This is a genomic window from Stenotrophomonas sp. 8(2023) (assembly GCF_030345295.1).
In the GTDB taxonomy this organism is placed as follows: Bacteria; Pseudomonadota; Gammaproteobacteria; order Xanthomonadales; family Xanthomonadaceae; genus Stenotrophomonas; species Stenotrophomonas muris.
On sequence record NZ_CP128404.1, the window covers coordinates 1,360,894 to 1,375,037 of the forward strand.

The window sequence follows — 14,144 nt, forward strand, 5'->3', positions numbered from 1 at the left end:
CAGCACATTCAGGGGGATCCGGGATGGGTAGGAGTGGCACGGACCAGCACAGCCGGCGGGTGCCGATGACCCGGGGGCTGGGACTGCGATTTGCGTTGTTGACCGGCATGGCGATCGGACTGGTCGCACTGTCCGCCCTGATCCAGGAACTGCAGGCGGCCTCTACTGCCTGGATCGCCGGCCAGGGCTACTGGTCGCGTGGCCAGCAGGATGCCACCGCCGCACTCAGTCGCTACCTGGCGCGTGGCGATGCCGAGGACCTGGACGACGCACGCCAGGCCCTGCAGGTGCCGTTGGGCGATCTGCAGGCGCGACTGGCGCTGGAACAGGCCGAACCGGACGAGGAGAAGGCCAGGCAGGGCTTCCTGCAGGGCGGCAATGCGCGTGCTGACATCCCTCGCCTGGTGTTCTCGTTCCGCTACGCGCGCGACATCGGTGCATTCCGCGAAGCGAGCGCGTTGTGGCGGCAGACCGATGGCGACCTGATGGCGCTGCAGCGACTGATCGATGAACTGCAGCTGCGGCACGACGGCAACCTGGTGCCCGTTGCCGCACGCGACCGCTACCTGCAGCAGCTGCGTGACCTGGACCAGCGGATGAAGGTGCAGAGCCAGGCGTTCTCGCAGGCGCTGCTGCGGATGGCGACGCTGGTGAGGCTGGCCACGTTGATGGTGGCGGGCCTGTCGGTGCTGGCGATCAGCCTGATGGCGGTCGCCCTGGCGCGCCGCGTCGGCAAGGACCTGACCGAACACGAGAGCCGTTTCCGCGCGGCGTTCTACCAGGCCAACGTCGGCATGCTCAAGCTCGATGCCGAAGGCAAGGTGATCGAGGCCAACCAGGCGATGGCCGATATCCTCGACCATCGTCGTGACATGCTGCTGCAGCTGTCGCTGGGCGACCTGCTGATGGACGGCGAGCTGGTGATCGATGGGGTGGGCCGCATCGATTGGGACCGCCAGCTGCGCCCGAGCGAACTGCGCTTCCGCCGTCGCGATGGCAGCCTTGTCTGGGGCCGCTGGAGCGGCACCGGCGTGCGCAGCACCGGCGGTGGCCTGTCGGTGTTCGCCATCATCGAAGACGTCAGCCAGAACCATGCACTGGCGCGCGAGATCGAGCACCACGCCAGCCACGACCCGCTGACCGGCCTGATCAATCGCCGCGAGATCGAACGGCTGCTGGAACGCGCGCTGCTGCAGGTGCGCAGCGAAGGTGGCACGCACGCGCTGTGCTACATCAACCTGGACCATTTCAAGCTGGTCAACGACAGCTTCGGTCACGCCGCCGGCGACCAGATGCTGCGCAGCTTCGCCGACTACCTGGTGGCGGCGGTGCGCGATGGCGACTGGGTGGGCCGGCTGGGCGCGGACGAGTTCGCCGTGTTCCTGGCCCATGCCGGGCAGGACGAGGCCAAGCGCGTGCTGCAGCGGGTAATCCGCAACCTGGGGCAGGCGACGTTCCCGGTCAGCGAAGGCAGCCCGCAGCTGAGCTGCAGCATCGGCGTGGTCGAGGTCAGCGCCGATGCGCCGGATGTGAACTGGCTGATGAGCGCCGCCGACAGCGCGTGCTATGCGGCCAAGCAGGCCGGCCGCAACCGCGTGCACTGCTTCAACGAGAACCGCATGGCGCTGGAGGAACGGCGCCAGGAAGCCGAGCGGCTGCAGGGCGTCAGCCTGGCCATGGCCGAAAACCGCATGGTGTTGTATGCGCAGCGCATCGCCCGCGTCGGCGATCCCTCCTACCTGCACTACGAGGTACTGGTGCGCATGCGTGGCAGCGATGGCAGCCTGCACCTGCCGGGCCAGTTCATGCCGGCGGTGGAGCGCTATGGCATGGCCGTGGCGCTGGACCGGCACGTGCTTGGCCTGCTGTTCCGGCACCTGCAGGTGTGCCCGGCACACGTGCGGCAGCTGGGCCTGTGCAACGTCAACGTTTCGGCGCAGTCGATCGCCGAGCCCGGCTTCCTCGCCTTCGTCTGCGACCTGCTGGAGCGCAACCGCGCGCTGGCCTCCAAGCTGTGCTTCGAGATCACCGAGACCGCTGCGATCAGCAACCTCAGCCAGGCGCGTGCCTTCATCGATGCAGTGAAGGCGCGTGGCTGCCGGATGGCGTTGGACGATTTCGGTTCCGGGCTGTCCTCGTTCGGCTACCTGCGCCAGCTGCCGGCCGACATCCTGAAAATCGACGGGGCCTTCGTGCGCGACATGGATACCGATCCGGTCAGCCATGCCACCGTGCGCGCGATCAGTGAACTGGGGCGCGAGCTGCAGATGGAGGTGGTGGCCGAATGGGTGGAGACTGCCGACGTCGCCGCCGCGCTGACCCGGCTTGGGGTGCAGGGCCTGCAGGGTTATGCGGTCGAGCGGCCGCAACCGCTGGAGCGGATGACCCTGGCCGACCTGCGGCCGGTGCGCCTGGTGGCGGTGAAAGGTCCGCCCGCCGCTGGCTGAACGCCCGTCGGCGACTTTGGTCTACACGTGGGCTGCAGCCGCGGCTGCGATAATGCCCGGCAGGGGCGACGCGCAGTGGGCGCGGGCGTAAGCAGGAACAGGACGTGGCGTGGGCGGCAGGCAGGGGCAGTACGGAACGGGAGCGGTGCTGGTCGTGCTGCTGGTGTGGTTGGCAATGCCGTGGCCGCTGTCGGCGGCCGTAGCCGAAGCCGGGCGTGACTACCTGCTGGTCGGTGCGGCGACCGATGAACCCACCCCGCATCGCGCATGCACGCCGGAGATGCTGGCGGGGCCACGGCAACAGGTGCAGGTGTCCGCGCCAGCGGGCGGCTGGTCGGGCCAGCCGCAGGCACTGGACGTGTTCAATGTGTTCGCGGGCGAAGTCCGCGTGCAGCATGGGGATCGCGAAATCTGCGGCAACATGCACGATGCCCGTACCCGTGATTCCCGGTTCCGCGCAGGCATCGGCCTGGTCGCGGTGCCGCCGGCGGGCAGCCATGAACCGTTCCTGGTGTCATGGCAGACGCCGCTGAAGGCGCGCTGGGTACCGACCCTGCGGCTGGGCGCGCCCAGTCCCGTGCAGCAGAACGATACCGCCCGCCTGCTGGTGCGCGCGGCCTGCATTGCCGTGGCAATCGCACTGGCGTTGTCGGCCCTGATGGCCTTCCTTACCACCCGCGACCGCAGTTTCCTGGTCTACATCGCCGGTACCACCGTGCTGGTGCTGTGGCAGGCCATTCTCGGCGGGCTGAGCGGCTACCCCGAGCCATGGCTGCCGGTAGGTGAGCGCAGCGCGTGGTGGCTGCTGTCGTTGACCGCTGCATCCCAGGCGCTGGTGCTGCCCGCGTTGTGGCGACTGAACGGCGGCGACCGCCTGCTGCCGCGATCGCGCCCGATGCAGCTGCTGGCGCTGTGGGGATTGCTGGCGCTGGCCGCGTGGGTGCCCTGGCTGCAGCGGGACAGCCTGGCCTGGGTGGCGCAGGTCCTGCAGGTGTCCTACCTGCTGGGCTGCGGCCTGGCATTGATGGCCGGGGTGTGGGCATGGCTGCGCGGCGACCGCTGGGCGCAGGCGGGGTTGGCGGCGCTGGCACCGATGCTGGTGTTGATCCTGGCCGACGCCTGCCGCGCTGCGTGGTTGCTGGAGTACCGCGTGGAGGCACTGCAACTGTCGGTGACCTGGCTGCTGATGATGGCTGCCTATGCGCTGAACCAGCGGCTGGGCCGCCTGCGCCAGCAGCGCGATGAACTTCGCCAGCTGGCCGAGACCGATGGCCTGACCGGTCTGCCCAACCGCCGTGCCGGGCTGCAGCAGCTGGCACGGCATCTGGAACGGGTTGATCGCGAGCGCGGCCCGCTGGTGATCGGTTTCCTCGATATCGACCTGTTCAAGGACATCAATGACCGCCATGGCCACGCCGTGGGTGACCAGGTACTGGTGGCGGTGGCACGTGCATTGCGTGCCGCGGTCCGCAGCCAGGACCAGGTGGTGCGGATGGGCGGCGAAGAGTTCCTGCTGCTGATGCCGGGCATGCCGCGCGAGGCGGCATCGGCGCGCCTGGATCGCCTGCGCCAGCACCTCACCGAGGCGGCCCGGGCGCTGCAGGTGCCCGGTCTGGAGGTCACCGCCAGCATCGGCCTGGCGCAGTGGCGGCCGGGCGAGGACGATCTCGCCGCGCTGCTGCGCCGGGCCGACCACGCCATGTACGTGGCCAAGCGTGCCGGCCGCAACCGGGTATTCGACGGCGAAGAACTCGATCCGCCGCCCCCGGCATGAAGCGCAGCGGGCGGGGATGCCGGATAATAGGGCGATGACCACCCGACTCAACAAACATATCGCCGACACCGGCTTCTGCTCCCGCCGCGAGGCCGATCGCCTGATCGCCGCCCGCCGGGTCACCGTCAACGGCCATCCGGCCGGCACCGGCGCGGTGGTGGGCGAGGAAGACCAGGTGCTGGTCGACGGCCAGCCGCTGCGCGCGCGCGTGGCCCGCAAGCCCGGTGCCCGCCGCCATGTCTACATCGCGCTGAACAAGCCGGTCGGCGTCACCTGCACGACCGAGACCTCGGTCAAGGGCAACATCGTCGACTTCGTCGGCCATGAACAGCGCATCTTCCCGATCGGCCGCCTGGACAAGGAGTCCGAAGGCCTGATCCTGATGACCAGCAACGGCGACATCGTCAACCAGATCCTGCGCGCCGAGAACGGCCACCAGAAGGAGTACCTGGTGGCGGTGAACAAGCCGGTCACCGACGAGTTCCTGCGTGGCATGGCCCGTGGCGTTCGCATCCACGACCAGATGACGCTGCCGTGCAAGACCTCGCGCATCGCCAAGTTCGGTTTCCGCATCACCCTGCAGCAGGGCCTGAACCGACAGATCCGCCTGATGGCGGCCGAGTTCGGCTATCGGGTGACCCAGTTGCGTCGCGTGCGCATCGACAACATCAAGATCGGTGCGCTGAAGCCGGGCCAGTGGCGCAACCTGACCGAGCAGGAGCTGCAGGGCCTGCTGCCGAGGCAGCTGGACTGGTAAACGGCTTCTGTAGAGCCGAGCCCATGCTCGGCTGCTCTTTTGTCCGGGTGCAGCCGAGCATGGGCTCGGCTCTACATCAGCTAGACTTCGCGGTGACCTGCCGGAACGTGACGCTGCATGATCAAGCCCGACAAGCCTGCCAATGAAGCCCTTCGGCTTGAGGCGCTGTACCGCTACCGTATCCTCGATTCGGAGCGTGAAAAATCCTTCGACGACCTGGTGGTGATCGCCAAGGCGGTCTGCGGCACCTCGATGGCGGCGGTGACCCTGATCGACGTCGAGCGGCAATGGTTCAAGTCGATCCAGGGCATCGATGCGGCAGAAAACCTGCGCAGCGAATCGATGTGCGGCCACGCGATCCTGCAACCGCAGCAGGTCATGGTGGTCGAGGACGCGCTGCAGGACATCCGCTTCCACGACAATCCGGTGGTGGTGGGCGATCCGCACGTCCGCTTCTATGCGGGCGCGCCGCTGATCAGCTCCGATGGCCTGCCGCTGGGCACGCTGTGCGTATTCGATGCGCAGCCACAGCACCTGGCCAGCGACAAGGCTGAAGCGCTGGCGGCGCTGTCGCGGCAGGTGATGCTGGTGATGGAACTGCGCCGCTTCGCGCTCGACATCCAGAAACACATGCTGGAGCGCGATGACTACGAGCGACTGCTGTCTGAGTACCAGGACGTACTGCTCGCGCAGAATGCCGACCTGGCCGAACAGAGCCGCACCGACGCGTTGACCGGCCTGCCGAACCGCCGTGCGATGGCGGCAGCGCTGGAAGAGGCGGTGGCGGTGAACGGAGACCAGCCCGGGGCGGCCTGCGTCGCGCTGCTGGACATCGACCATTTCAAGCACATCAATGATTTCCAGGGTCACGCCACCGGTGACCGCGTGCTGGCCGAACTGGGCGTGCTGCTGCGTTCGCATTTCGCCGGTCGCGGCATGGCCGCGCGCTATGGCGGCGAGGAATTCGTGGCGGTGATGCCGGCTACCGACCTGCGCACCGCCGAACTGCAGTGCGAGTTCCTGCGCCTGGCCGTGGCTGATCTGCCGCTGGGATTCCCGGTCACGATCAGTATTGGAGTGGCCCAGCACCAGCCCGGTGAAAGCGTGGATGACACGCTGGCACGTGCCGACAAGGCGCTGTACCGGGCCAAGGGCAATGGCCGCAACCGGGTGGAAGTGGCCGGCTGAAGCATCTGCCACCCGCGCGGTAAACGGATGCCGCTCCAGTAGATCAACGCGACGCGTGGATGCTGTCACCGATTCACATCGCGTCGCAGCTCCTGCGATCAGAACCGGGCAGCATGATCCCCTGGTTCCCCGGACGCCGACCATGCTGCAGACCCTGGCCATCGCCCACTATCGTTCGCTGCACGGGCTCGTACTGCCGTTGCAGCAGTTGAATGTGGTGACCGGTGACAACGGCAGTGGCAAGTCCAGCCTGTACCGTGCCCTGCGCCTGCTGGCAGAGACCGCGCAGGGCGGCGTCGCGGCGGTGCTGGCCCGCGAAGGCGGGCTGGGCTCGGCGCTGTGGGCGGGTCCGGAAAAGATGGACCGTCGGGTTGCTGCCGGCGAAATCCCCCTGCAGGGCGGCCCACGCCAGGAATCGGTGGGATTGAAGCTGGGCTTCGCCACTGACGAATTCGGCTACGCCATCGATCTGGGCTACCCGCCGCCCAGTCGATCGGCCTTCGCACTGGACCCGCAGATCAAGGCCGAGGCGATCTGGGCCGGCCCGTTCCTGCGCAGCGCCAACCTGCTGGTCGACCGTCGCGGGGCGATGGTGCGGCAACGCCATGCGCGCGGCTGGGATCTCGTGGATGACCGGCTGTCGCTGTTCGACAGCCTGTTCACCCAGGTCGGCGATCCGCAGCGCCTGCCGGACACCATCGCCCTGCGCGAGTACATCCGGCGTTGGCGCTTCTACGATCATTTCCGCAGTGATGCCGATGCCCCGGCGCGGCAACCGGCGATGGCCACGCGCACGCCGGTGCTGCATCACGACGGCCGGGATCTGGCGGCGGCCTGGGTCACCATCCTCGAGATCGGTGACCCGGTGGCGTTGGCACGCAGCGTCGACGATGCGTTCCCAGGCGCCACGGTCGGCTTCGAGGAGCTGGATGGACGCTTGGCGCTGCGTTTCCACCAGCCTGGGCTGCTGCGGCCCTTGTCGATGGCCGAACTGTCCGACGGCACGCTGCGCTTCCTGCTGCTGGCCGCTGCGCTGCACACGCCGCGTCCACCGCCGCTGCTGGTGCTCAACGAGCCGGAGACCAGCCTGCATCCGGACCTGCTGCCGGCGCTGGCGCGGCTGATCATCGCAGCCAGTGCGCGCAGCCAGGTATGGGTGGTGTCGCACGCCAGCCGGCTGATCGCGGCGCTGGAACAGGCGCCAGGGTGCCATTCGCTGCATCTGTACAAGGAACAGGGCCGCACGCTGTTGAGCGGGCAGGGCCTGCTGGATGCACCTGCATGGCACTGGCCGCAGCGTTGATACGGGCATCCACGTCATGCGTGGATGCACTCAATCGGCGATGTTGCGCGCCTCGGCCGTGCCAAGAATCTCCGGATGCTGCACCGGCTTGCGGCGGTTCAGCAGCGGATGCAGGAACACGGCGCCTACGATGATCGCCACGCCGAGGTAGAACCACGGGGTGACTTCGTGCTGCTCGCGCAGCAGCACCACCGCCAGCACCACCGCATAGACCGGCTCCAGGTTGGTCACCAGCTGCACCGTGTAGGCGCTCAGGTGGCGCAGTGCGACCAGGGCCAGGGCAAACGGCAGCAGCGTGCAGAACCCGGCCAGCACCAGCAGCAGGATGCCGTCGTGCAGGTCCGGGACCACCCACAACGGGCTGGCCAGCGCAGGCAGCAGGTAGGGCATCAGCGGCGCCAGCAGGGTCAGGGTGAGGGTGCCCGCACCCAGCTCCAGCGCGGTGACCGTGAGCGGATCGGCGTGGCTGACCATGCGCTTGTTGAGCGAGCCGAACACTGCCACCAGCAGCGCCGAGATCGCGCCGATCAGCACACCCAGGCGCATGCCGTCGGGCACGCCACCGACCACCAGCGCGACACCCGGCAGCACCGCCAGGCCGAACGCCAGTTCACGCAGCTGGAATGGCCGCTTGGCCACCCACGGTTCGATGATCGAGGTGAACACCGGCGCCAGCGCGATGCAGGTGGCGGCCACCGACGCATTGGCCAGCTTTACCGCACCGTAGAACGTCAGCCAGTGCAGGGCGACCAGGGCGCCGATGCCGGCATAACCGGCCACCAGCCGCACTGGCAGCGTACGCAGTCCACGCCAGACCCGCGGCAGCAGCGCCAGCATCGCCGTCACCAGCAGCATGCGCCACCACACCAGCGGCAGTGCGGGCAGGGTGATCAGCTTGCCGAGGATGGCGGTGACGCCCCACAGCAGGACACAGAAGTGAATCTGCCACAACGCTTTGCGGGTGTCGGGTGTGCTCATCCGCCTATTGTGCGGCAATCGCACGGCCGCCGGCGATGCCTGTGGCATGCTCGCGGAAACTCGCCAGGGGAACCCCGCAATGGCTGCCAACCGTTCCGCCCAGCGTGCATGGGCAGCGCTGACTGCACTGATGGCGGCCACCTCGTTGCTGCTGCAATACCTGTTGCTGCTGCATGGCCCCGGGGCGGCTGCCGGGGTCGGCATGGCGACGCTGCGCTTCGTTGGTTACTTCACGATTCTCAGCAACCTGGCGGTGTGCCTGGGATGCGTCCGGCTGATCCGTGCGGGTGTGCTGAACGTGACTGTCGCCGCGGCGATCGCGTTGTGCATCGGGGTGACCGCGTGCATCTACGTGCTGGCGTTGCAGGGGCTCTGGCAACCCACCGGGCTGCAATGGTGGGTCGATGCCGGCCTGCACTACGCTGTGCCGGCGCTGTACCTGCTGGGGTGGTGGTGGCTGCTGCCGCATGGCGCGCTGCGCTGGCGCGCACTGGGCGGGGTGCTGCTGGTACCGCTGGTGTACCTGGGCTGGGCGATGCTGGTGGCCGAAGTGACAGGACAGGCGCCGTATCCGTTCCTCGAACTGCAACGCCTGGGGCTGGCGGCGTTCCTGCTCAACGTGCTGCGCGTTGCGAGCGTGTTCGTGGTGGGGTGGACCCTGCTGTGGGGGCTGGACCGCTGGCGCTGTCGATGAGGCGCTGCAGGGCCATCGCTGCCGCCGGGTTGCGCGCTTTGCCTGCGCCGATGCACAGCAGGTAGACCTCGCGCGGGGCCTCCGCGGCGGGCCCGGCCAGGCAGGGCAGGTCATCCACTGGTTCACCGCGTGACCAGCGGCGTGCGCGTTCGGCCCAGCGTTGCTGCACGGGCGCCGGCAGGCCCTCGTTCAAGCGGGCCTGGCTGCGCTTGATCCGCGCATAGACGAAGCCGGCACTGACATCACCGTGCAATGGCGCCTCGTCGCTGTCCTCGATCACCAGCGCCACGCCATGGCGGCGGGCGGCGTCGACCAGTGCCGGGCCATGTGCCTCGGCGTTGCGGACCTCCAGCGCATGCTGCAGCGGCACCCCGTCCAGCTGCTTAGGCAGCTGTGCCATCAGCGCCTCCAGTGCATCGGCGTCGGCCGGGTGGCGCGGATCGAACTGCCACAGCAATGGGCCGAGCCGGTCACCGAGCGCCAGTGCCGCCTGCAGGAACGGTGTGGCCGCTTCCACGGTGCTGGACAGGTCGCGTCGCTGCACCAGGTAGCGCGGCGCCTTCATCGAGAAGCGGAAACCGTCGGGTGTCTGCGCAGCCCATTGCGCGCACTGGGCCGCAGTTGGCGTGCGGTAGAACGTGCCGTTGATCTCGATGCAGCGCAGGGCGCGGCTGGCGTGGGCCAGTTCTTCCCGCTGCGGCAGGCCTGCTGGATAGAACACACCGCCGCGCCATTCGGGAAACACCCAGCCGCCGATGCCGCAGCGGATCTCTGCCTGCCGGCCGGCCGTGGTCACTGGCCGTGGTCCGTGCGCCACGGGTCGTAGCTGCCGAACCACCACAGGTAGCCTTCCGGGTCGGCGCAGGCGTAGCCGCGTCCGCCATAGTCCTGGTCGGCGATGTCGATGACGATGCGGGCACCGGCGGCCTTGGCCCGCGCGTAGTGCGCATCGGCATCGGTGACGATCACGCAGGCGCTCTGGGTCTGGCGTCCGCCGACCTCGTCAGGCAGGGCAGCGTGTTTGCTCCACGCACTCTGGTTGCTGGCCGAGCCCAGCATGATCATGCCGCTGCCGAAGGTGAGCTGCGCATGGAAGACCGTATCGCCATCGGCGTAGACGGCCTGGGCATGGAAGCCGAAGGCGCGCTGCAGCCAGTCGATGGCGGCCTGCGCGTCGCGATAGCGCAGGCACGGAATGATCGTGGAGCCGCTGCTGGGTTGGCCGTTCTCGCCCATGACACCCCTCCTATGGCACAGGGCAGGATGCGCCGCCGGACGTTACCATCCCGCGAAACCCCGGTGACGGCCTGCACATGGCCGCCACCCCTGTTCGGAGATCGTGCTGGATGAAACCCTGGATCGGAGGAGCCGTGCTGCTGGCGTGCACGACCATGGCGAGCGCGGCGACCCCGCCGCCGCTGCAGGACCTGGATGCGACCGTCGAGCGCGTGCGCGCGCAGTTCGACGTGCCCGGCATTGCCGTAGCGGTGGTCAAGGATGGCGAGGTGGTGCTGGAGCGCGGCTGGGGCGTGCGCGAGCAGGGCAAGCCGGAACCGGTGCAGGCCGATACGCTGTTTGCCATTGCGTCCAACACCAAGGCGTTCACGGCCACCTCGCTGAACCTGCTGGCGGAAGAGGGCAAGTTGAAGATGGACGACAAGGTGATCGACCACCTGCCGTCGTTCCGCATGTCCGACCCGTTCGTGACCGGGCAGATGACGATCCGCGACCTGCTGTCGCATCGCAGCGGCCTGAGCCTGGGCGCCGGTGACCTGCTGTTCTGGCCAACCACGTCCTACAGCAACGCCGAAGTGGTGGAACGGCTGGGCAAGGTGCCGCTGAAGGGGGGATTCCGCGAAAGCTATGCCTACGACAACATCCTGTACGCGGTCGCCCAGCAGGTGATCGAGCACGTCTCGGGCGTGAGCTACCAGCAGTTCCTGCAGACCCGCATCTTCGACAAGGTGGGCATGGCCGGCACGCGCTACAACGCCGACCACCTGAAGCCGGGTGACACGGCGGCGGTCGGCCACGCCAAGTACGATTTCAAGGACCTGCGCACCGTCGCACCGCTGACCTGGTCGAACAATGCCGGCGCCGGTGGCATTTATTCCAGTGCGCACGACATGGCGCGCTGGATGCAGGTGCAGCTGGCCGAAGGCAAGCTGGCCGACGGCACTGCGCTGTTCAGCGAAAAGAGCCAGCAGCAGATGTGGCGGATGATCACCCCGCAGTCGATCCCGGCGCCGAGCGTGCCGGAGCTGGCACCGGCACGGGCCAACTTTGCCGGCTATGGCGAAGGCTGGAGCCTGAGTGACTATCGCGGCCGGAAACTGGTCTGGCACACCGGTGGCTGGCCGGGCATGGTCTCGCGCTTGACCCTGGTGCCGGGCGAGAAGCTGGGCGTGGTGGTGCTGACCAACCAGGAAGTGGGCGCGGCGTTCAACGCGATCACCCTGAGCGTGCTTGATGCCTATATGGGCGGCGACAAGCACGACTGGGTGGACGCCTATGCCAAGGCCGTGGCCAAGGGCCAGGACAAGGCCGACGAGGCCTGGGCCAAGCATCAGAGCGCGCGCGACAAGGGCAGCAGGCCGTCGCTGCCGCTGGCCGGCTACACCGGCACGTTCCGCGACCGCTGGTATGGCGACATGGAGGTCAGTGCCGCAGGCAAGGGCCTGCGCCTGCGCTTCATGAAGACCGCGCAGCTGAACGGCCGCCTGGAGCACTGGCAGCACGACACCTTCATCGTGCGCTGGGATGACCGCTCGCTCAACGCCGATGCGTTCGTGAACTTCAGCCTGGACCCGGACGGCAAGGTGCGCGAGGTGCGCATGCAGTCGATCTCCGACCTGACCGATTTCAGCTTCGATTTCCAGGACCTGCTGTTCACCCCGGTCAACGAATGAAGGTAGTGCCGGCCGCTGGCCGGCAACCTCATGATCTTCCGAAATGCCGCAAGGTTGCCGGCCAGTGGCCGGCACTACCGGAGCGGCGGCGATCATCGGCTGGCGTACACATCCGGCGTGGGATACTTCGCCGCTTGCAAGAGGCGAGGGAGTGCGATGTTCCGTTGGTTTGAATCCCTGATCCCGGTGTTCCCGCCCGTGGATGGGCGCATGCCACCGCGCAAGGTGCTGCCGTTCTACCTGCACTACCTGCGCCCGGTGTGGCCGGTGCTGCTGGCGACCCTGATCGCCGGCCTGCTGCTGGCGCTGGTGGAAGTGGCGATGTTCGATTACCTGGGCCGCATCGTCGACATGGTCGCCGAGCAACCGGGGGCCGATTTCTTCAAGCACCATGCCAATGAACTGGGCTGGATGCTGTTCATCACGGTCATCGCGCGGCCGATCCTGGTCGGCCTGCACAACCTGCTGGTCAACCAGGCGATCGTGCCCGGCCTGAGCAACCGCTCGCGCTGGCTGATGCACAACTACGTGGTGCGGCAGAGCCTGAGCTTCTTCCAGAATGACTTCGCCGGCAGCGTCGCCAACCGGGTGATGCAGACCGGTACCTCGCTGCGCGAGTCGGCGGTGCAGATGGTCGACTCGCTCTGGTACATCGTGGTCTACACCGGCACCGCGCTGTACCTGTTCGCGCAGGCGGACTGGCGGCTGATGGTGCCGCTGGTCCTGTGGCTGCTGGCCTATGCGGTGATCATGGTCTACTTCGTGCCGCGCGCGAAGGAACGGGCCTGGATTGCGTCCGAAGCGCGTTCCAAGGCGATGGGCCGCATCGTCGATGGCTACACCAACATTCCCACGTTGAAGCTGTTCGCCCATGGCGGGCGCGAGCAGGCCTATGTGGCCGAATCGATCCAGGAACTGGCGGTCAAGCACCGCGCGCAGACCCGGGTGACCACCGGCATGGACCTGACCATCGCCATCGTCAACGGTTTCCTGATTGCCGGTACCTGCGGGCTCGCGCTGTGGTTGTGGAATGGCGGCCACATCACCGTCGGTGCGATCACGCTGGCGACCGGCCTGGTGATCCGCATCCACAACATGTCCGGCTGGATCATGTGGACCATCAATGGCATCTTCGAGGACATCGGTACGGTGCAGGACGGCATCACCACCATCGCCCAGCCGCTGACCGTGCAGGACCGCGAGGACGCGGTGCCGTTGCAGGTGACCCGCGGTGGCGTGCACTTCCAGGACATCCACTTCCACTATGGCAAGAAGGGCGGCGTGATCGCAGGCCTGGACCTGGTGGTGAAGCCGGGCGAGAAGATCGGCCTGGTGGGTCCTTCCGGTGCCGGCAAGTCGACCCTGGTCAACGTGCTGCTGCGCCTGTACGACCTGGAAAGCGGCCGCATCCTGATCGACGACCAGGACATTGCCTACGTCACTCAGGAAAGCCTGCGCCAGCAGATCGGCGTGGTCACCCAGGACACCTCACTGCTGCATCGCTCGATCCGCGACAACCTGCTGTACGGCCGTCCGGACGCGACCGATGAGCAGTTGCGCGCTGCGGTGGCCAAGGCGCGTGCCGAAGCCTTCATCGACACGCTGGTGGATGGGCAGGGGCGTCGTGGTTACGACGCACATGTCGGCGAGCGTGGCGTGAAGCTGTCAGGTGGCCAGCGCCAGCGCATCGCCATTGCCCGCGTGCTGCTGAAGGATGCCCCGATCCTGGTGCTGGACGAAGCGACCTCGGCGCTGGACTCGGAAGTGGAAGCGGCGATCCAGGACAGCCTGGATGAGCTGATGGGCGGCAAGACGGTGATCGCGATCGCGCACCGGCTGTCGACCATCGCACGCATGGACCGGCTGGTGGTGATGGACCAGGGCCGCATCGTCGAGACCGGCAGCCACGCCGAACTGATCGCCGCCGGTGGCCTGTACGCGCGCTTGTGGGCGCGACAGACCGGTGGTTTTGTGGCCGCCGATCAATGATTGCTTTCGGGGTCGGAGCCTTCTCTGCGAGCAGGATCCGACCCTGGCCACGTATGCCTTGGGGTCGGATCCCTTTCCGCAGGAAAGGGCTCTGACCCCAACGTG

Annotated in this window: 11 protein-coding genes; 8 read left to right on the forward strand and 3 right to left on the reverse strand. The window is 67.7% G+C overall.

Annotation, left to right across the window (positions count from 1 at the left end):
- Positions 1–23 precede the first annotated feature (23 nt).
- The 5 genes from QP609_RS06285 to QP609_RS06305 all read left to right on the forward strand — a co-directional run bounded on the left by QP609_RS06285 (position 24) and on the right by QP609_RS06305 (position 7,469).
- On the forward strand, positions 24–2,447 hold the full coding sequence (locus QP609_RS06285; protein ID WP_053495335.1) for an EAL domain-containing protein: 2,424 nt from the start codon (positions 24–26) through the stop codon (positions 2,445–2,447).
- 109 nt (positions 2,448–2,556) lie between these two features.
- Positions 2,557–4,221, forward strand: a complete 1,665-nt coding sequence (locus QP609_RS06290; RefSeq protein WP_032956800.1) for a diguanylate cyclase — start codon at positions 2,557–2,559, stop codon at positions 4,219–4,221.
- A gap of 34 nt (positions 4,222–4,255) precedes the next feature.
- Positions 4,256–4,978, forward strand: coding sequence for a pseudouridine synthase (locus tag QP609_RS06295; protein ID WP_014646467.1), 723 nt, complete (start codon positions 4,256–4,258; stop codon positions 4,976–4,978).
- 117 nt (positions 4,979–5,095) lie between these two features.
- The gene (locus QP609_RS06300; protein ID WP_197621010.1) at positions 5,096–6,166 is read left to right on the forward strand and encodes a sensor domain-containing diguanylate cyclase; all 1,071 of its coding nucleotides are present in this window, start codon (positions 5,096–5,098) and stop codon (positions 6,164–6,166) included.
- A 142-nt stretch (positions 6,167–6,308) separates the two neighbouring features.
- Positions 6,309–7,469 (forward strand): AAA family ATPase, encoded by a 1,161-nt coding sequence (locus QP609_RS06305; RefSeq protein WP_126411866.1) that lies wholly within the window; start codon positions 6,309–6,311, stop codon positions 7,467–7,469.
- Between the two features lie 30 nt (positions 7,470–7,499).
- On the opposite strand, the gene QP609_RS06310 is transcribed toward QP609_RS06305, so the two are convergent.
- Positions 7,500–8,447: a DMT family transporter gene (locus QP609_RS06310; RefSeq protein WP_014646470.1), complete on the reverse strand. Its 948-nt coding sequence runs from the start codon at positions 8,445–8,447 to the stop codon at positions 7,500–7,502.
- A 79-nt stretch (positions 8,448–8,526) separates the two neighbouring features.
- On the opposite strand from QP609_RS06310, the gene QP609_RS06315 reads away from it, so the two are divergent.
- Complete coding sequence (locus QP609_RS06315) at positions 8,527–9,141, forward strand: Pr6Pr family membrane protein (RefSeq protein ID WP_289213880.1); 615 nt, start codon at positions 8,527–8,529, stop codon at positions 9,139–9,141.
- Here QP609_RS06315 and QP609_RS06320 read toward each other — a convergent pair.
- Both QP609_RS06320 and QP609_RS06325 read right to left on the reverse strand, forming a co-directional pair.
- Positions 9,062–9,937: a DUF72 domain-containing protein gene (locus QP609_RS06320; protein WP_032956808.1), complete on the reverse strand. Its 876-nt coding sequence runs from the start codon at positions 9,935–9,937 to the stop codon at positions 9,062–9,064. The genes QP609_RS06315 and QP609_RS06320 overlap by 80 nt on opposite strands.
- On the reverse strand, positions 9,934–10,377 hold the full coding sequence (locus tag QP609_RS06325) for a VOC family protein (RefSeq protein WP_014646472.1): 444 nt from the start codon (positions 10,375–10,377) through the stop codon (positions 9,934–9,936). Before QP609_RS06325 ends, QP609_RS06320 begins: the two co-directional genes overlap by 4 nt.
- A 110-nt stretch (positions 10,378–10,487) precedes the next feature.
- On the opposite strand from QP609_RS06325, the gene QP609_RS06330 reads away from it, so the two are divergent.
- Together QP609_RS06330 and smrA are read left to right on the forward strand one after the other, a co-directional pair.
- On the forward strand, positions 10,488–12,050 hold the full coding sequence (locus tag QP609_RS06330) for a serine hydrolase (protein ID WP_197621008.1): 1,563 nt from the start codon (positions 10,488–10,490) through the stop codon (positions 12,048–12,050).
- A gap of 156 nt (positions 12,051–12,206) precedes the next feature.
- Positions 12,207–14,039, forward strand: coding sequence for a multidrug efflux ABC transporter SmrA (smrA, locus tag QP609_RS06335; RefSeq protein ID WP_164076965.1), 1,833 nt, complete (start codon positions 12,207–12,209; stop codon positions 14,037–14,039).
- Positions 14,040–14,144 lie beyond the last annotated feature (105 nt).